Raw genomic sequence first — 17618 nt, 5'->3', positions numbered from 1 at the left:
GAATTAGGAAAAAGTATAAAATGAATCTTAATTTCTTATTAACGTCACTAAAATATCACTTGCTAACATATTGTAATGAATGTATAGTATCATGTTGTACATTCATTATGACAAGAGAAAGGATCTTATTAAGGGTATGAAACTTGGTGCTCGCATTTTAAAAACGGGTATTGCCATCACATTAGCTTTATTTGCTTGTATTTTACTTCAATTACCGAGTCCAGTATTCGCGGGAATCTCAGCTATATTCGCTGTTCAACCGTCTGTATACCGCTCGTATTTAACAGCTCTTGAGCAAATTCAAGCAAACGTCATTGGTGCCGTATTCGCTATCGTATTTGCTACTGCTTTTGGACATAATCCTTTTATTATTGGATTAACATGTATATTAGTAATTGCGCTTACGTTACAATTACGATTAGAAAACACAATATCAATTGCTTTAGTAACAGTTATCGCCATTATGGAGTATCAGGGCGACGATTTCTTTAGTTTTGCCTTACTTCGCTTTGCGACGATTATGATTGGAATTATTGCGGCTTCACTTGTAAATTTAGTGTTTATGCCGCCAAAATACGAAACAAAACTATATCATCGTATCGTTGATAATACAGAAGAAATTGTAAAATGGATTCGAATGAATAGCAGGCAAGCTTCTGATTTTACAACGCTAAAAACTGATATTGATCGTATGAAAGAAAAGATGATCAAACTAAACCATTACTATTTGCTGTATAAAGAAGAAAGAAGCTACACGAAAAAAGTAAAGTTCGCAAAAATTCGTAAGCTCGTTTTATTCAGACAAATGTTAGCGACGACAAGCCGTGCTTTAAGTACGTTAAAATCATTACATCGTACTGAAAATGAACTGCGCTATATGCCAGAAGAATTTCAGGAATCTATCCAAAACGAACTTGACTCATTAACCCATTACCATGAACAAGTTTTATTAAAATTTATTGGTAAAGCAAAAAAACAACAATCCGTTGAAATGCTTGATGAAGTTGAAACAGGTAAACAAGAATTAATTGATATCTTTATGGATTATCAAAACAAGGACGATGAGGAAGCGTATAAAACATGGCTACACCTCTTCCCTCTTATTTCTGCCATTATTAACTATAGTGAAGAAGTAGAGCATTTAGATTTACTTGTGGATAGCTTCTACACATACCATAAACCAGAAGCAGAACTCCAAATCGAAGATAAAAAAGAAGACGAATAAAGAAAACAGCTCCTTTTACGCTAAAGGAGCTGTTTCTGTTATATGTTGAAGTTGATATAAATTGTAATAAAACCCTCTTTTTTTCATTAACTCTTCATGAGAACCTGTTTCTTTAATTTCACCATCTTCAATGTAAATAATCGTATCCACATGTGTAATCGTCGCCAATCGATGTGCGATTACGATCGTCGTCCGATCAGCAGCTAGCGTCTGAAGCGCCTGCTGAATATACCGTTCATTTTCTAAATCTAAAGCGGAAGTCGCCTCATCTAATATAAGTAACGATGGATTCTTTAGAAACACTCTTGCAATCGCTACACGTTGCCTTTGCCCACCAGATAACTTCACACCGCGTTCCCCAACGACAGTATCATAGCCATCAGGTAACTCTATAATAAAATCATGGATTTGCGCAGCTTTAGCAGCTGCAATCACTTCTTCCTCTGTAGCTTTCGGGTTTCCATATAAAATATTTGCCCCGATTGTATCACTAAATAACAAATTATCTTGCAGTACAATTCCAATATGACTACGTAAATTTCTCATATCATACTTTCTAACATCTATCCCATCTACATAAACTGCACCTGAAGAAACATCATAGAAACGTGGGATTAAGCTAGCAAGAGATGACTTCCCTCCCCCACTTGCTCCTACAAGTGCTACCTTCTCTCCTGGCAACATAGTTAACGAAAGGTTATGTAATATCTCTTTTTCATCCGAATTGTAACGAAAAGATACATTATCAAATATCACTTCACCATTTAATTTTGTCGTTTGTACCGCACTTGGCACATTGACAATATCGTATTTTTCATCTAACAATTCAAACACTCGATCCATCGATGCGAAAGACTGTGTTAATGTTGTAGAGGAATTGACAAGGCGGCGAAGCGGACTATACAAACTATCCATATATCCAACAAAGGCAACCATAGTCCCTAATGTTAACTGCCCCTGAATTACTTCATATGCTGCAAAACCGATCACCAGTAACGGGCCTAAATCGGTTAACGTATTCACTACCGAAAATGTCCTTGCAGTCCAACTCGTATGCGTTAATGCTTTCGTCAAAAATTCATTATTTCTTTTTTCAAATTGCTTACCCTCATACTCTTCTAATGCAAAGCTACGTGTCACTTGCATCCCTTGAATACGTTCATGTAAATACCCTTGCATCGTTGCTAAAGCTTGCGAACGCTCTTTCGTTAATTTTCGAAGACGCCCGAAAAAATATTTCACTGCCACTACATAAATAGGTAAAATTAATAACGCAACAAATGTTAATTTTATATTCATAGAAAACATAACAATAATAGCAATAGCAATCGTTGCCGTATCTAGCCAAACATTCATCAAACCAGTAATTACAAAATCCTTTGTTTGTTCTACATCATGGATTACACGTGAAATAAGCTCTCCTGTTTTTGTATTCGAATAATAGCGTAAACTCAACTTTTGTAAATGACCAAAAATATGTTTTCGTAAATCATATAGTATTGTATTTGCGATACGCTGCGCGAAATATTGACGATAATATTCAATTGGCGGTCTTACTACTGCAAAAATAAAAAAAGCAATCCCAACGGCTGTTACTAATTGGGATGTTTTATCTTGAAGTGACCCTCCGCCTTGAATTACATCATCGATAATATATTTTAATAACCACGGCATAATAAGCGGGATGCCGAATTTAACTAGACCAATCATAATTGTAATAGCAATAAGCCATCGATACGGTTTCACAAATTGCAAATATCTTTTTATACCTTGCACATAATCCCCCCTCTAATAGGACAAACCTGCCGGGAAATCCCCTGCAGGTTTGTTTTAATTTCTGTACATTAAATATCTTTCATACCACATATCTACGAAATCTGGCGCGAATGGCCCTTTTCTTTGATGAATCCATTGTGTTAATTGTGCTACATTTCGTTTTAAAATAGTATCAATAACAGGTGGATACTGCATAATTTGACTATGCTTTTCATACTCATCTTCATCTAAAAGCGTATATGTCATATCTGGATATACTTTAATATCTAAATCATAATCAATGTACTTTAATGCTTCAGAATCATATGCAAAAGGTGAGCCTAAATTACAATAATAATATACTCCCTCTTCCCTTAGCATCCCAATCACATTAAACCAATAGTTTGCATGAAAATAACAAATTGCTGGTTCACGAGTAATCCATGTTCGGCCATCTGATTCTGTCACTACTGTACGATCATTTGCTCCGATCACAAGGCTCTGTGTCCCTTTTAAAATTGTTGTCTCTTCCCACATTCTATGAATGGAGCCATTATGTTTATAACTATGTATTTGTACTTTTTCTCCTTCTTTGGGAAATCCCATATATGCTCCCTTCTTTCAACTGCAAATGCCCTTTGAGCTGCATTCACTTTTTTTCTATTATAACTTTTTTGTCGAAATTTTAAAACTAAAGCGACAAGACTCTATTTTTCACACTGAATACCATATCTCTAATCTTCTTAGGAGACGTGGCCTTCGCTGAATGATTTACAAACGAGGAAATGGAAATAGAAAAAGCCCTTCCTTATTTCTATCTAAAGAAGGACCTTTCACCGGAAGGTAACAATATGCCTTATCCTAAACTCGAAATCATTTTTTCAGTTTCAAAAGATTGAATCACACTATTTGTTTGCTCTTCAAATTTCTCATGTAACAGTTTTAATGCTAATTCTGTTCTATATATTTCTTGGCGGATAAAATGTAATTCCTTTTTATCGCACGTATCCTTTTCGCTCATTTCAATTTGCTGATACTTCTCTAGATGAGCTTGTAACTTTAACAACTCATCCATCGTTTCCAATTGCTCTCCTACCAACTTATCAAAATTGTTCATTACTTACCCCCTTTTGGACTTATTTATCAGTTATTATTCCTCATTACATATTTCTCATCTTTACCTTCCTTCTCCTTTGACTACATTTGTTGACTTATTAGAAGTTATGTCGTTCACTTTATTTTCATTACCATGACTCAGGCACAAAGAAAACACTTCTCCCGAATTAGAGAAGTGTTTTTCTTTCATTACTGATTTGAACTAGAAGATTGTGATTGTTTTGCAGCTGATTGTGCATTTTGTTTTTTCACAGCGTGCACATCTGTTTCAGTTGCGAATTCTGTACCATAACTAGCGTTTGCACTTTGTGCACCGGAAGCTTGTGCTTTCTTTGCTTCTGATTGTGCGTTTGCTTGTTTTACTGCTTGTGCATTTGTTTCAGTTGCGAACTCTGTACCATAACTAGCATTTGTACTTTGAATGCTAGCACCAGAAGTTGCCTTGTTATAACCTTGTTGTTTTTTACTCATCTTTCTCACCTCCACAACCAATAATGTAACCAATTTACTTAGAAGCTATCCGTAATTTTCTTTTTAAAAAATTTCGCATATATCTCTTATTACTCATTCAAACTATAGGAAATGGAGGTGGGAGTATGTATATAGGACGCGATATGACTGAACTAACGATGATTTCAAAAAATGAATGGAAAGAAGATGAATTAGCTTATTTTCATCACTCATTACAACAGATTTTGCCGTATTTAAATGCAGAAGGTCAAAGTATCTATAAAGAAATTGTAGTAGAAATTGAATCAAGAGGTGGCTTACAACAAGGTGAAGCTAATTGGACTCATGGGACAAAAATTTCTTACGATTAAAAAAGTGTTCCCAATCTAGGGAACACTTTTTTAATTTATTGCATTGTAATTTTCTCAACGCAATTCTCATAAATCGTACGATGCGATTTCGAGAATGGTAACTGCTCAAATGCTTCTTTCGATACAAATTTCAATGTATCTGTTTCAACAATATCACCAGTTACTTTTCCGTAAAATACGAATATATCCCAAGTGCGATGTGTAAATGTATGTTGTACATTCATTGCGTATTCTTCAATAGAAATCGAGAGCTCAAATTTTTCTTTCATATAATCTGTAAGCTGCTCTTTCTGATTCCGAATCCCTTCCCCAAGTTCAGCATTTGGAAACTCCCACATGTTAGCTAATAACCCGGTACTTGGACGTTTATTAATGACGTAACGACCATCTTCTGTTTGAAGTACCCCTGCAACAATCGGTACCATTGTAGGAGCCTTCGCTTTACTTTTTACTGGTAACTCCTTTTGAACACCTTCAGTATATCCTCGGCAATGTTCACGTACAGGACAAAGTAAGCAAGATGGATTTTTTGGAATACAAATTAGTGCACCTAATTCCATCAAACCTTGATTAAAATAAGATGGATTTTCAGCCGAAATAATTTCACGTACAATCTCTTCAAACACTTTTCTAGTTTTCGGTTTTGCAATGTCATCCCATACTGATAAAATGCGAGATAATACACGCATAACATTTCCGTCAACTGCCGGCTCTGGTATACCATATGCGATACTTAAAATAGCACCTTTTGTATAGGGGCCAACTCCTTTTAATTTTTCAATTTTCTTTACATCACTTGGTACTATCCCGCCGTATACTTCTTTCACTTCTTTTACAGCCGCATGTAAATTTCGTGCTCTAGAATAATATCCTAAACCTTCCCATGCTTTTAACACTTCTTCATCACCAGCATTTGCCAAAGCTTCTAGAGTAGGAAACTTCCCCATAAAATTCGCGTAATATGGTTTTACAGCTTCTACCCTTGTTTGCTGCAACATAATTTCCGAAACCCAGACGCGGTATGGATCTTTATTTTTACGCCACGGTAAGTCGCGTTGCTCTTTTTCAAACCAACCAATTAAATCATTTTGAAACTGCTCTATGTTAAAATTATTTAATATTTCAAGTGTCAAACTTGATCCCCCTCATTTTTTTGCATATAAGTACTATTATAAAGATTTTAGGAAAAAATTTAAGTAAGATGACATAGGAAATAGAAGGCAAAGGACTTGAGGTATCGAATAAAAAGAGTTACATTAATAAAAAACGGAGGTGGATTTCTATGGACACAGCCACTCACCTTGTTATGGGCGTTACTCTAGGCAGTTTGGCAACGTTAGATCCAGCCATAGCACAAAGTGATATTGGGCCACAAGCAGTTATGCTTGCTACAATTGCCGGTTCCAATATTCCTGACATCGATACAGTTTTAAAATTGCGTAATAACGCTAAATATATAAGAAATCATCGCGGGATTACTCATTCCATTCCTGCAGTGATTCTTTGGTCATTCCTTATAAGTGGCATCTCTTTCGCCTTCTTTTCAGACGCTCCATATTTGCATCTACTACTTTGGTCATTTATTGCCGTCTTTCTTCATGTCTTTGTAGATATTTTCAACGCCTACGGTACCCAGGCATTACGGCCCTTCACAAAAAAATGGGTAGCGCTCGGCATCATTAATACATTTGATACCGTCATTTTCTTTATCCACCTACTCGCGATTGCTTGTATGCTTGTAGGTTCCCATAAAGGGTATACTGCCTTAGCAGCGTATATATTGATGATTATTTACTATATCGGACGGATTATGATGCATAGAAACATACGTAGCGTCGTATATAAACGTTTCAATCATGTGGAGAAAATAATTATTTCCCCTTCTTACAGATTTTATCATTACCATTTAGCAATCGTTACAACTGATTATTACTACGTTGCTAGATGGCATCGTGGTAACATCATGATATATGATAAGTTCGACCGGGTACCGTTCCCAGATAATGCTATTATGCGCGCAGCTAAACAAGATGAAAACATCTCAGCATTTCTATCTTTCTCCCCTGTGTATCGCTGGGACATTTTCGATTATGATCATTATTACGAAGTTCGCTTCATTGATTTGCGCTATCGCAGTAAAGATTATTATCCATTCGTTGCAATCGTTCAACTCGACCACAATTTAAATATTATTAGTTCCTATACAGGATGGATTTTTAGTGAAGAAAAACTTCGAAAAAAACTGGAATTACTTCCACATTAAAAAAAGCGACTTAAGTCGCTTTTTTTTAATGTTTCAAATGATCTTCTTGATTGATTAAATGGCTATATTTCGGATTATTTGTACGCATTTCATGAAGGCGACCTCCATGATTATTAATCCATGTTCGTACCACTTGTTCAGTCATTTCATCACCTTGATAACGACCTGATTTAGCATAAGTTGTTTGAAAGTCTTCCCACAATAATTCAACCCACGCACGAGCTTGTGCGTAAGAAAGTTTGTCATTTTTGTCTAACAATTCTTTTGTTAATGTTTCGTGAATATCATTCATGTTCTATTCTCCTTTTACCTATTTATTCCCTTAATTTCTAAAGGATAGTTTCCTCTATTTTGCACATTCTATAAGTGATACTTCTTAAAGAGGTATCAACTGATGATGAGGAGGGCGTTCGCAATGGGTAAACAAGCCGAATTTTGGTCTGAGTCAAAAAACAACAGCAAAATCGATGGTCAGCCGAAAGCGAAATCACGCTTCGCTTCGAAACGACCTAACGGCACAATTAACACGCACCCACAAGAACGTATGCGTGCTGCAAATCAGCAGGAAGAATAGTTCAGGTACAACCTAAAAAATTAACTTCCTACACGAGGTGATAAAGATGAGCTACCGTGATCGCTTAGATAGTCGTTCTGAATTATTTAACCATACGTGGACTCGTCCGAAACATGCAAAAGCGCAAGTTAACGGACAGACGCAACAAACCCAGTCTCTCATTATACTGGCGAATGAATGTAAAAAACGCCAATTTTAGAATCTCCTATCTCCTGTAACGCCTACCAAAGATGAAAACCAGAGAGATATTCGCTCTCTGGTTTTCATTTTTCTTGCAATAAAGAAATCGGTATTCCAATCTCTTCATTATCATTTTGCTTATGTCCCCAAGCAAATACCCCGTTGAAATACGTAATTTCAAATAATATACCAGGTTCTTCTACTAATTCATATGTCTCACCAATATGGAATTTATTTATATCAGTCATATAAGCACGAGCCATTGCCATCTTGCGCATTAATACATCGAACTCATTTACAATACCAAGCTGCTCTGCCTTTATTGCTTGCTCTTTCAAAACCCCAATTTCTTCCCTTAGCTCATGTGGTGTCATTTCACTGTAGCGCTTTGGCATATTCATCTTATTCCCCTCATCCCTCTTCACGTTTCATCTGCAAAAATATCTCTATCTCATCAATAGAGAACCCTTTGCGATATAACGCTTGTTTCATCTTATTTTCGAATGTCCATCCATCATACTTCTTATATTTCTCATAATATTTATTCCCATGATAGTGTAACGCTTCTTGTTGCTGTTCGTCATCTTTTTCGTCTTTCAATTCTTCCAAACAAATTTGAATCACATCTCTAGAATATCCTTTACGAACAAGCATTTCGTCTAACTTTAGCTTCATTTGTAAAAAAGAATGCTTTTGATAAGACCTTTTCTTCTTTTCTATAAGAAGTAAAGCATTCTCAATTTGCTTTTCCTTCGGATATTCTTGTAAACTATGTGTAATGATTAGATCCTGAACACCTTTATTTAATAACTCTCTTTTAATAACAGTCGGACCCTTTCGATTCACATTACTTTGCGTTCGCGTATATAAAACAGCGTACTCTTTATCATTAATATATCGATCATGTAATAATTTCGAAACGACTTCAGAGATGACGGCCTGCCCCACTTCTTTTTTTCGTAAATAGTCTTCTACTTCTTTTTTTGTTCTCATTTGATAGGATAGATAGGAAATTGCTTGTAGATATGCTTTTTGTACCTCTTCATTGTATAAAATATTCCCTAACGCTATTTCATCAATTTCTAATCCTTTTTGTAATCCATGTTTCATTAAGATTACTTGATCCACACTAAACCCGTATTCTTCACCTTGACCTTTATCAATATAAATATTAAATCGTTCTTTCGATCGTTTTTGCACTTCTATTTTTGTAATGACAGCCATACTCTCACCTCTCTATTATTTTAACATAGTCAAGGAACGTTTTTGCTTTTCAAGAATATATATAATGAGGAGGAAATAATTGTGAGAATCGCAATTTCTGGTGGTACCGGCTTTATCGGTAAATACCTTTCTACTTTTTTTATTCAAAAAGGATATAATGTTTACATTCTTACTCGAAACAAAACTACTAAAACTTCCCATCCTAACCTTCAGTATGTACAATGGAAACCAGATTTACAAACCTTTCCCCTCTCTTCTATCGATGTAGTTATTAATCTAGCTGGAGAGTCTATTAATAGTAGATGGACAAAGAAACAAAAGGAATCCATTTTAAACAGTCGAATTCAAACAACAAAAGGACTCATTAAACAATTGCAAACACTTGGTACAAAGCCAAATACATTTATTAACGCAAGTGCTATTGGATACTATGGAACGTCTGAAACTGAGTCTTTTACAGAACAGCATGAGATTCCTGGAAATGACTTTTTAGCAAATACAGTATATTCATGGGAACAAGAAGCATCTAAAGCACGTTCTCTTGGAATGCGAACAATCTACGCAAGACTTGGAGTTGTATTAGGCGCAGACGGAGGAGCTCTTCCCAAAATGCTACTCCCCTATCAATTCTATATGGGAGGTACAGTTGGATCTGGAAACCAATGGTTATCATGGATTCATATAGACGATGTCGTTCGCCTAATTGATTTCATCATACACAAAGAAGAAATTGATGGCCCTTTTAACATCACAGCTCCCCTACCTATAAGAATGAAGGAATTTGGAGAAACCATTGCAACTATAATGAAAAAACCTCATTGGTTACCTGTCCCTTCATTTATGCTTCACACTTTATTAGGTGAGATGAGTATACTTGTACTCGAAGGACAACATGTATTACCTAGTAAAGCAATTGAACATGGGTATCAATACACATTTCCAGCAATAGACCATGCATTACAAAATATACTTTCGCATACAATGTAGTACTTCTAAAACACAGTTTTACAGGGTCCCCCTTTCAAAACTTTCATTTTCTAGAATCCGGAGCATTATTACACAAATAACCTTTCAGTTACTTTCCCTTAAATTCCATTAACATTGTAAAGTAACAGAAATGAGGTACCTATGAAAATATTGCTCAAACAAGCCATTGTCTATCCTATTACATCCCAAAAATTTCAAGGGGATGTACTCGTTATAGGAGAAAGAATTGCCGAGGTCAAGCCTTCCATTCAACCTACTCAAGATATGACAGTTATAGACGCTCGTGCTCTTCATCTTTTACCTGGATTTATTGATGTCCATACTCATCTTGGTCTCTATGATGAAGGTACTGGTTGGGCTGGCAATGATGCAAATGAAACATCTGAAGTTTCAACACCACATATCCGTTCTTTGGACGGAATCCACCCTTTTGATATTGCATTTCAAGATGCTGTACAAAACGGAATCACAACTGTTCACGTTATGCCAGGAAGTCAAAACATTATCGGTGGTACGACTTGTGTAATAAAAACAGCTGGAACTTGTATTGATCATATGATTATTCAAGAACCTGCCGGCTTAAAGATTGCCTTTGGAGAAAATCCTAAAAAGGTCCATAGTAATGGAACAAAAGAATCCATAACACGTATGGGAATTATGGGATTACTTCGGGAATCATTCTATGAAGCACAGCACTACGGGCATGAAGCTGATTTTCGAATGCTTCCTATCTTAAAAGCATTACGCCGCGAAATACCCGTACGTATCCACGCTCACCGAGCAGATGATATTAGTTCTGCTCTACGCTTTGCAACAGAGTTCAATCTCGATTTACGTATTGAACATTGTACAGAAGGACACTTTATTGTTGAAGAGCTTTCGAAACACAATTTGAAGGTTTCAGTTGGCCCCACTCTTACACGCCGTTCTAAAATCGAACTTAAAAACAAAACATGGGATACTTACCATATATTATCGAAAAATGGAGTGGAAGTTTCTATAACAACAGATCACCCTTATACACCAATTCAATATTTAAATATTTGTGCTGCTGTTGCAGTAAGAGAAGGATTAGACGAAAAAACTGCACTAGAAGGAATCACCATATTTCCAGCACGAAATTTACGTTTAGAGGATAGAATTGGAAGCATTGAGGTTGGAAAAGACGCTGATCTCGTGTTATGGACTCATCATCCTTTCCATTATTTAGCCAAGCCTGTACTAACCATGATTGATGGAAAAATAATTTACAAAAAAAATAAAAAAAACTAGTTTATTTTTTTGACTAGATAAAGTATTATACGATTATAAACTGAATGAAACCATAATCAATTTGTGTCGTGATTATCATTTTCAAATTGATGAATGGGGAAGGCAAATGGTGCGCCACCAGCGTTAGAAACTGGTTCTAGTGGGTTCGATTCCCACCCCGAAATTTTTTAAAGATTGATATAAAAATTTCGAGGGTGGGGTGTTTTTTCGTCATGCTACCCTCGTGTGAGGAGGAGTTAGTATGTTGAAAAAACGCGACTTACACGACAGCCACGTTCTATACGAGTTAATGGTGGACCCAGCTGTCTTCCCTTTTGTGCGTCAAAAGGCTTATTCTTATGAAGAGTATTTATTTTTAACGAAACAAACGATTGAAGCTGAAGAGCGTGGGGAATTAATTTCACGCACAATTTTAGATGAATGGGGTAACCCTATCGGAACAATTACTTTATTTGATGTGCAAGAAAAAGCCGGATTTCTCGGAACATGGCTTGGCAAACCATATCATGGAAAAGGCTATAATAAATTGGCGAAAGATTCATTTTTTAGTGAACTTTTCTATGAATTAGATATTGAAACAATCTTTATGCGTATTCGTAAAATAAATATTCGTTCTATTAAAGCTGCCGAAAAACTACAATATGTAAATCTAGCAAACGAAACAAGAAAAGCCGTTTATAATGAAATTAATGCAAATGAAGAAGTATATAACTTATATGAAATCCCAAAAGATCAATATACACTTGCTACAATGCGAGATACAACGTTCCAAGATGCTCACCAATTAAAAGAAGCATAATCTAAATTTTTAGAAAAAATAATTAATCATTAACATTTTGCCATATACGTATATCACCCTATGTCTTTGGAAACGATAGATAGTGACTTTAGGACACGAGGTGATTTGTAATGGATAAAAAGAAACGTGACAAAACAAAAAACACATTATCTAGTACACAAGAAGTTCTCTACCAACGAGAATTTCGCAAAGCAGATCGCGCAGCGGGTTATCGCTCGAAAAGTATTTAAAGTGAGAATGAATAATTAGACGTTTTCCCCCTAATTATTCATTCTCATTACATATTTTTTCTACGTGATAGAATAGACAAAAAGGTTCCTTATAAATAAGGAACCTTTTTTGTGTGGATAAAGTTATCCACAAAATTTATAGAATTGTGAATAAATTCAACGAATCCTTCACAAGTTTATATGTTGTAACGCATAGTAAATGTTAGAATTGTGGATAGTTTTCTAAAAATTGTGGACAATGTGGATATAGTTGTTAATATTTCGACTTTACTGTTTAATGAAAGCGTAATCTTCATGTGGATAAGTTACTACTTTATCTTATAAAACAATAAAAAACCCTCTTTAAACATATAAAAGAGGGTTTCATATTAAGTAAATAATTGTGCAAGAGCAGGTGATTTAATAGGTATATGATTCGGTTCTACATGATTTTCTGCCAAAATTGTATCCACAATATGACCAGCTGGCTCCGGACGATAAATGCTTTTCATCGCTTCTTTCATTTGAAGAAGCTTCATATCATCTTGTAATAACGCCTCTGTCTTTGCAAAAACCTCACTATCATCACGAATGACAACTGCAGCTCCTTTTCTTTCAAAGTACATCGCATTTTCATTTTCTTGTCCTGGAACAGGCTTATATAAAATGACAGGTACTTGCAATGCTGCCGCTTCACTTAACGTAATACCGCCCGGCTTCGTAATCATACAAGAAGTAACACGGAATAATTCATCGATATTTTCAACATAACCAAATACTTTTAATGCATCAGGATTTTTTTCCTGAATCCCTAATAAATCCTGTTTTAACGCTTCATTTTTTCCACAAACGACAACTACTTGTAAATCAGGTACTGACATAAATGATTGGCATAGTTCTTTTACACTTCCTAATACCCCATGAGCACCTGCTACAATTAGTAAAATCTTTTTATTCTTACATAACTGATATTTATTATATATAATGTCTGGATTGATCTTCAGCTCAAAACTACTACGAATCGGAATTCCAGTTTCAACAATTTGCTCCGCGGGCACACCAATATCAATCATAATTTTTTTTACGTGATCAGTTGCTACAAAATAACGATCTACTTCCCGATGAATCCATATTTTGTGCACACAAAAATCCGTTAATACGTTATACACAGGAATTGAAATACCTGTTTGCTTTTTTAACTCTGGTACAGCTATGATCGGAAAAGTATTAATAACAATATCCGGTTTCTCTGCTTGTAAAAGTAATTTCAAACGTTTTCTTCCAAAGTTCGCATACCAAGATGCTATTTTTTTATCATAAATTTTTTCTACGCCATAATAAAACAAGCGGTATAATTCTTTTCCTATTGTATAACTTTTTAAATATAAATATTTTGTAATATCGGTTATAACTGGATGTGATTCTCCGAACAAATCGCATACAATTACATCTTTAATTCCTTTTTGGCGAAATGTTTGTTCTAATGTTTTCGCTACTTGCACATGACCATTACCGTAATGTGCAGTTAATATTAAAACCTTGGGGTTTTTTATCAAACAAATCCACTCCTAGCTTATTGTTTCTCCATATTGCATATACGACAATAGGAAAAACATTTTCCTTAAAAATTACATAAACAGATTCTAATACTTCTCTTTCAGCTATGTACCTGTCGTGGATATGCAAAGCATATAAGATTGACCCCTTAATCCTATCTGTGCTCATATCTTTACATTATACTTTCCTATAAGAGCTTTCGCAATAACTTACAAATGTTCTCTATTCCATGATACTCACTCTTTTACTTCTTAATTCTTTTTACTATTTTGATTTCCCTTTACAATTATGTAAATTTCTCCACTTATTCCTTACAAAAATATGGATATTCTATTTTTAGTATACTCTTTTCTATATACATACTCTAGGTTTTATTGTAAAGAAAGCAAAAAGCCTAATCCAATATTTGGATTAGACTGCTTGTAAAATATGTCTTGCTTGCTCTACATTTTTTTCAGTAGGTGGTTCTACATTCGCGAGTGGATACTTATGCCCAAGTGCCTCCCATTTATATACCCCAAGCTTATGATATGGTAGCACTTCAACCTTCTGAACATTAGACAGGCTTTGAATAAAGCTAGATAATTTTTGTAGATCCTCTTCATTATCCGTAACACCAGGAACTAATACGTGTCTTACCCAAATTGGTTTATTTTTATCCGATAAATAACGAGCAAATTGTAAAATATGTTCATTTGGTTTCCCTGTTAATTTACGGTGTTTCTTTGAATCAATATGTTTCAAATCCAATAAAACTAAATCTGTGTAATCCATTAAAATATCTAGCTTATTTTGGAATTCTGGTTCTTCAGAATAACAACCACCCGAAGAATCAATTGTTGTATGGATTCCAACTTCCTTACATTTCTTAAATAATTCAATTAAGAAATCTAGCTGTAATAATGGTTCACCACCACTAACTGTTATACCGCCTCCAGAAGCTTCAATAAAAGGAAGGTAACATGTCACATCCTGCATTACTTCTTCAACTGTTATTTCTTTTCCTTTACCGATCTCCCACGTATCAGCATTATGACAGTATTGACAACGTAATAAACACCCTTGTGTAAATATGACATAACGAATTCCTGGGCCATCAACAGTACCACAAGACTCTACAGAATGAATTCTTCCTTTTATCATGTTACTTCCTCCTTTATTGAAGCAGCCCCCCTCTGCTATTTATAAAAAGCAGAGGGACACTTTTTCACTTACATACTTTCATGCATTGTACGATTAATTACATCGATTTGTTGTTCACGAGTTAATTTAATAAAGTTTACAGCGTAACCAGATACGCGAATTGTTAATTGTGGATATTTCTCAGGATGTTCCATCGCATCCATTAATGTTTCACGATTAAATACGTTAATATTTAAGTGATGGCCTTCTTTTACTGCATAACCATCAAGCATTGATACTAAGTTACGTACTTGTACATCATCTTCTTTACCAAGTGCTTTTGGAATAATAGAGAATGTATTAGAAATACCATCTTGTGCATCTTCATATGGTAGTTTAGCTACAGATAATAATGAAGCTAATGCACCTTTTGTATCACGACCATGCATTGGGTTCGCACCTGGTGCAAATGGTTCTCCAGTACGGCGACCATCTGGAGTGTTACCAGTTTTCTTACCGTATACAACGTTAGATGTGATTGTTAAGATCGACATTGTATGAACAGAATTTCTGTATGTTTTATGTTTACGAAGTTTATTCATAAATGTTTTTACAAGATTTACAGCGATTTCATCTACACGGTCATCATTGTTACCGTATTTAGGGAAATCTCCTTCGATTTCAAAGTCAACTGCAATACCGTTTTCATCACGAATTGGTTTTACTTTTGCGTGTTTAATTGCGCTTAAAGAGTCTGCTACTACAGATAGACCCGCGATACCTGTTGCCATTGTACGAAGAACATTTGTATCATGAAGTGCCATTTCAATACGTTCGTAGCTATATTTATCATGCATGTAATGAATAACATTTAATGTGTTTAAATATAGACCTGCTAACCATTCCATTGTCATATCAAACTTACGCATAACTTCTTCATAATCTAATACTTCAGAAGTAATCGGTGCGTACTCAGGACCAACTTGTGCTTTAGATTTTTCATCTTTACCACCGTTAATCGCATATAGTAATGCTTTTGCTAAGTTTGCACGTGCGCCGAAGAACTGCATTTGTTTACCAATTCTCATTGCAGATACACAACAAGCAATTCCGTAGTCATCGCCGTAGTCAGCACGCATAATGTCATCATTTTCATATTGAATTGCTGATGTTTTAATAGACATTTTCGCACAGTAGTTTTTAAAGTTCTGCGGTAATTGTTTAGACCAAAGAACTGTTAAGTTTGGTTCTGGAGCTGGTCCTAAATTATCTAATGTATGCAAGAAACGGAATGAGTTCTTTGTTACTAATGGACGACCATCTAATGCTATACCACCGATAGACTCAGTTACCCAAGTTGGGTCACCAGAGAATAATTCATTATAATCAGGTGTTCTTGCAAATTTCACAAGACGTAATTTCATAATGAAGTGATCCACAATTTCTTGTACTTCTTCTTCTGTTAAAGTACCATTTGCTAAATCTCTTTCAATATAAATATCTAAGAATGTAGAAGTACGTCCAAGACTCATTGCAGCTCCATTTTGCTCTTTAATTGCTGCTAGATATGCGAAGTATAACCATTGGAATGCTTCTTGTGTATTTGTTGCAGGCTTAGAAATATCAAAGCCATGAGAAGCAGCCATTTGTTTTAACTCTTGAAGTGCACGCATTTGCTCAGATAACTCTTCGCGTAAACGCATTGTATCTTCGCTCATTACACCGCCAGTTAAATTCAAATCAGCTTTTTTTACTTCAATTAAATGATCAATACCATATAATGCTACGCGTCGGTAGTCACCGATAATACGTCCACGTCCGTATGCATCTGGAAGGCCAGTAATTACACCTGATTTACGAGCCGCTTTCATTTCTGGTGTGTATGCATCAAACACACCTTGATTATGCGTTTTTCTCCAGTCTCTGAAAATACGACTAAGTTCTTTATCCATTTCGTATCCATAAGATTCACAAGCTTGTTCCGCCATACGAATACCACCATATGGTTGTAAAGAACGTTTAAATGGTTTTTCAGTTTGGAAACCGACTACTTTTTCAATATCTTTATTTAAATATCCTGGTTCATGTGATGTAATAGAAGAAACAATTTTTGTATCCATATCAAGAACGCCACCGTTTTCACGTTCTTTCGTTGTTAAATCCATTACTTGATCCCAAAGTTGTTTCGTTGCTTCAGTTGCTCCCGCTAAGAAAGATTCGTCCCCTTCGAAAACGTTTACATTATTTAAAATGAAATCGCGAACATCAATCTCTGCTTTCCATTTTTCACCTTTAAAGTTTTCCCATGCGTTTTTAACATTTTCTAATACTTGAGTCATCCTAATCTCCTCCATTTTTGATTAGTACAGGACTAAGATTTTTTATATAACAGCTTACACACTTAGAATACTACTTTTTTGTTAAAGTGAACGAAATAGTTGTGACATGTTTGTGAAATGTTGAGCAAACTACTATATACATAGTGTTAACTTCACTTAAAAGTCTTTATAATTA

The 17618-nt window shown here is 35.2% G+C and carries 20 protein-coding genes; 9 read left to right on the top strand and 11 right to left on the bottom strand.

The window, feature by feature from the left end:
- Window positions 1–136 precede the first annotated feature (136 nt).
- Complete coding sequence (locus QCI41_RS20555; protein WP_000765792.1) at window positions 137–1225, top strand: aromatic acid exporter family protein; 1089 nt, start codon at window positions 137–139, stop codon at window positions 1223–1225.
- Window positions 1226–1240: 15 nt separating this feature from the next.
- Here QCI41_RS20555 and QCI41_RS20550 read toward each other — a convergent pair whose 3' ends face one another.
- The 4 genes from QCI41_RS20550 to QCI41_RS20535 all read right to left on the bottom strand — a co-directional run bounded on the left by QCI41_RS20550 (window position 1241) and on the right by QCI41_RS20535 (window position 4567).
- Window positions 1241–3001, bottom strand: a complete 1761-nt coding sequence (locus QCI41_RS20550; RefSeq protein ID WP_149237777.1) for an ABC transporter ATP-binding protein — start codon at window positions 2999–3001, stop codon at window positions 1241–1243.
- Between the two features lie 54 nt (window positions 3002–3055).
- On the bottom strand, window positions 3056–3586 hold the full coding sequence (gene ntdP, locus QCI41_RS20545; protein ID WP_000506626.1) for a nucleoside tri-diphosphate phosphatase: 531 nt from the start codon (window positions 3584–3586) through the stop codon (window positions 3056–3058).
- Window positions 3587–3836: 250 nt separating this feature from the next.
- The gene (locus QCI41_RS20540) at window positions 3837–4097 is read right to left on the bottom strand and encodes a YgaB family protein (RefSeq protein ID WP_353836811.1); all 261 of its coding nucleotides are present in this window, start codon (window positions 4095–4097) and stop codon (window positions 3837–3839) included.
- Window positions 4098–4285: 188 nt separating this feature from the next.
- A complete protein-coding gene (locus QCI41_RS20535) occupies window positions 4286–4567 on the bottom strand; it encodes a gamma-type small acid-soluble spore protein (RefSeq protein ID WP_000039033.1) in 282 nt (93 codons plus the stop codon).
- Between the two features lie 125 nt (window positions 4568–4692).
- On the opposite strand from QCI41_RS20535, the gene QCI41_RS20530 reads away from it, so the two are divergent.
- Complete coding sequence (locus tag QCI41_RS20530) at window positions 4693–4917, top strand: hypothetical protein (protein WP_000275434.1); 225 nt, start codon at window positions 4693–4695, stop codon at window positions 4915–4917.
- Window positions 4918–4952: 35 nt separating this feature from the next.
- Here QCI41_RS20530 and mutY read toward each other — a convergent pair whose 3' ends face one another.
- Window positions 4953–6050, bottom strand: coding sequence for an A/G-specific adenine glycosylase (mutY, locus tag QCI41_RS20525; RefSeq protein WP_353836812.1), 1098 nt, complete (start codon window positions 6048–6050; stop codon window positions 4953–4955).
- Window positions 6051–6199: 149 nt separating this feature from the next.
- Here mutY and QCI41_RS20520 point away from each other — a divergent pair, with 149 nt between their 5' ends.
- Entirely contained in the window at window positions 6200–7180 is a 981-nt protein-coding gene (locus QCI41_RS20520; RefSeq protein WP_048542102.1) for a metal-dependent hydrolase, read from the top strand.
- Window positions 7181–7205: 25 nt separating this feature from the next.
- On the opposite strand, the gene QCI41_RS20515 is transcribed toward QCI41_RS20520, so the two are convergent.
- Window positions 7206–7472, bottom strand: a complete 267-nt coding sequence (locus QCI41_RS20515; protein ID WP_000997857.1) for a YfhJ family protein — start codon at window positions 7470–7472, stop codon at window positions 7206–7208.
- A 123-nt stretch (window positions 7473–7595) separates the two neighbouring features.
- Between QCI41_RS20515 and QCI41_RS20510 the strand changes: the two genes are divergently transcribed.
- A complete protein-coding gene (locus QCI41_RS20510; protein WP_000517891.1) occupies window positions 7596–7754 on the top strand; it encodes a small, acid-soluble spore protein K in 159 nt (52 codons plus the stop codon).
- Window positions 7755–7800: 46 nt separating this feature from the next.
- Complete coding sequence (locus QCI41_RS20505; protein ID WP_000122093.1) at window positions 7801–7953, top strand: YpzG family protein; 153 nt, start codon at window positions 7801–7803, stop codon at window positions 7951–7953.
- 64 nt (window positions 7954–8017) lie between these two features.
- Here QCI41_RS20505 and QCI41_RS20500 read toward each other — a convergent pair whose 3' ends face one another.
- Complete coding sequence (locus QCI41_RS20500) at window positions 8018–8335, bottom strand: YfhH family protein (protein ID WP_001057030.1); 318 nt, start codon at window positions 8333–8335, stop codon at window positions 8018–8020.
- Between the two features lie 10 nt (window positions 8336–8345).
- On the bottom strand, window positions 8346–9158 hold the full coding sequence (gene recX, locus QCI41_RS20495) for a recombination regulator RecX (RefSeq protein WP_000268506.1): 813 nt from the start codon (window positions 9156–9158) through the stop codon (window positions 8346–8348).
- Between the two features lie 81 nt (window positions 9159–9239).
- Between recX and QCI41_RS20490 the strand changes: the two genes are divergently transcribed.
- The 4 genes from QCI41_RS20490 (at window position 9240) to QCI41_RS20475 (ending at window position 12446) form a co-directional block, all read left to right on the top strand.
- Window positions 9240–10145, top strand: a complete 906-nt coding sequence (locus QCI41_RS20490) for a TIGR01777 family oxidoreductase (RefSeq protein ID WP_353836813.1) — start codon at window positions 9240–9242, stop codon at window positions 10143–10145.
- A gap of 141 nt (window positions 10146–10286) precedes the next feature.
- Complete coding sequence (locus QCI41_RS20485; protein ID WP_000698306.1) at window positions 10287–11417, top strand: amidohydrolase; 1131 nt, start codon at window positions 10287–10289, stop codon at window positions 11415–11417.
- 241 nt (window positions 11418–11658) lie between these two features.
- The gene (locus QCI41_RS20480) at window positions 11659–12216 is read left to right on the top strand and encodes a GNAT family N-acetyltransferase (protein ID WP_353836814.1); all 558 of its coding nucleotides are present in this window, start codon (window positions 11659–11661) and stop codon (window positions 12214–12216) included.
- 110 nt (window positions 12217–12326) lie between these two features.
- Window positions 12327–12446 (top strand): YfhE family protein, encoded by a 120-nt coding sequence (locus QCI41_RS20475; protein WP_000358487.1) that lies wholly within the window; start codon window positions 12327–12329, stop codon window positions 12444–12446.
- 368 nt (window positions 12447–12814) lie between these two features.
- Here the strand turns inward: QCI41_RS20475 and QCI41_RS20470 are convergent, their stop codons facing one another.
- The 3 genes from QCI41_RS20470 to pflB all read right to left on the bottom strand — a co-directional run bounded on the left by QCI41_RS20470 (window position 12815) and on the right by pflB (window position 17443).
- A complete protein-coding gene (locus tag QCI41_RS20470) occupies window positions 12815–13981 on the bottom strand; it encodes a diglucosyl diacylglycerol synthase (RefSeq protein ID WP_060486945.1) in 1167 nt (388 codons plus the stop codon).
- Window positions 13982–14393: 412 nt separating this feature from the next.
- Window positions 14394–15125, bottom strand: a complete 732-nt coding sequence (gene pflA / locus QCI41_RS20465) for a pyruvate formate-lyase-activating protein (protein WP_000589742.1) — start codon at window positions 15123–15125, stop codon at window positions 14394–14396.
- 68 nt (window positions 15126–15193) lie between these two features.
- The gene (pflB, locus tag QCI41_RS20460) at window positions 15194–17443 is read right to left on the bottom strand and encodes a formate C-acetyltransferase (RefSeq protein WP_000195475.1); all 2250 of its coding nucleotides are present in this window, start codon (window positions 17441–17443) and stop codon (window positions 15194–15196) included.
- Between the last annotated feature and the right edge of the window lie 175 nt (window positions 17444–17618).

The sequence above is a fragment of the Bacillus cereus group sp. MG4 genome (assembly GCF_040460055.1).
GTDB classification, from domain to species: Bacteria; Bacillota; Bacilli; order Bacillales; family Bacillaceae_G; genus Bacillus_A; species Bacillus_A wiedmannii.
The sequence above is the reverse complement of the archived record's forward strand: the minus strand, read 5'-3'. Positions and strand labels throughout refer to the sequence as shown.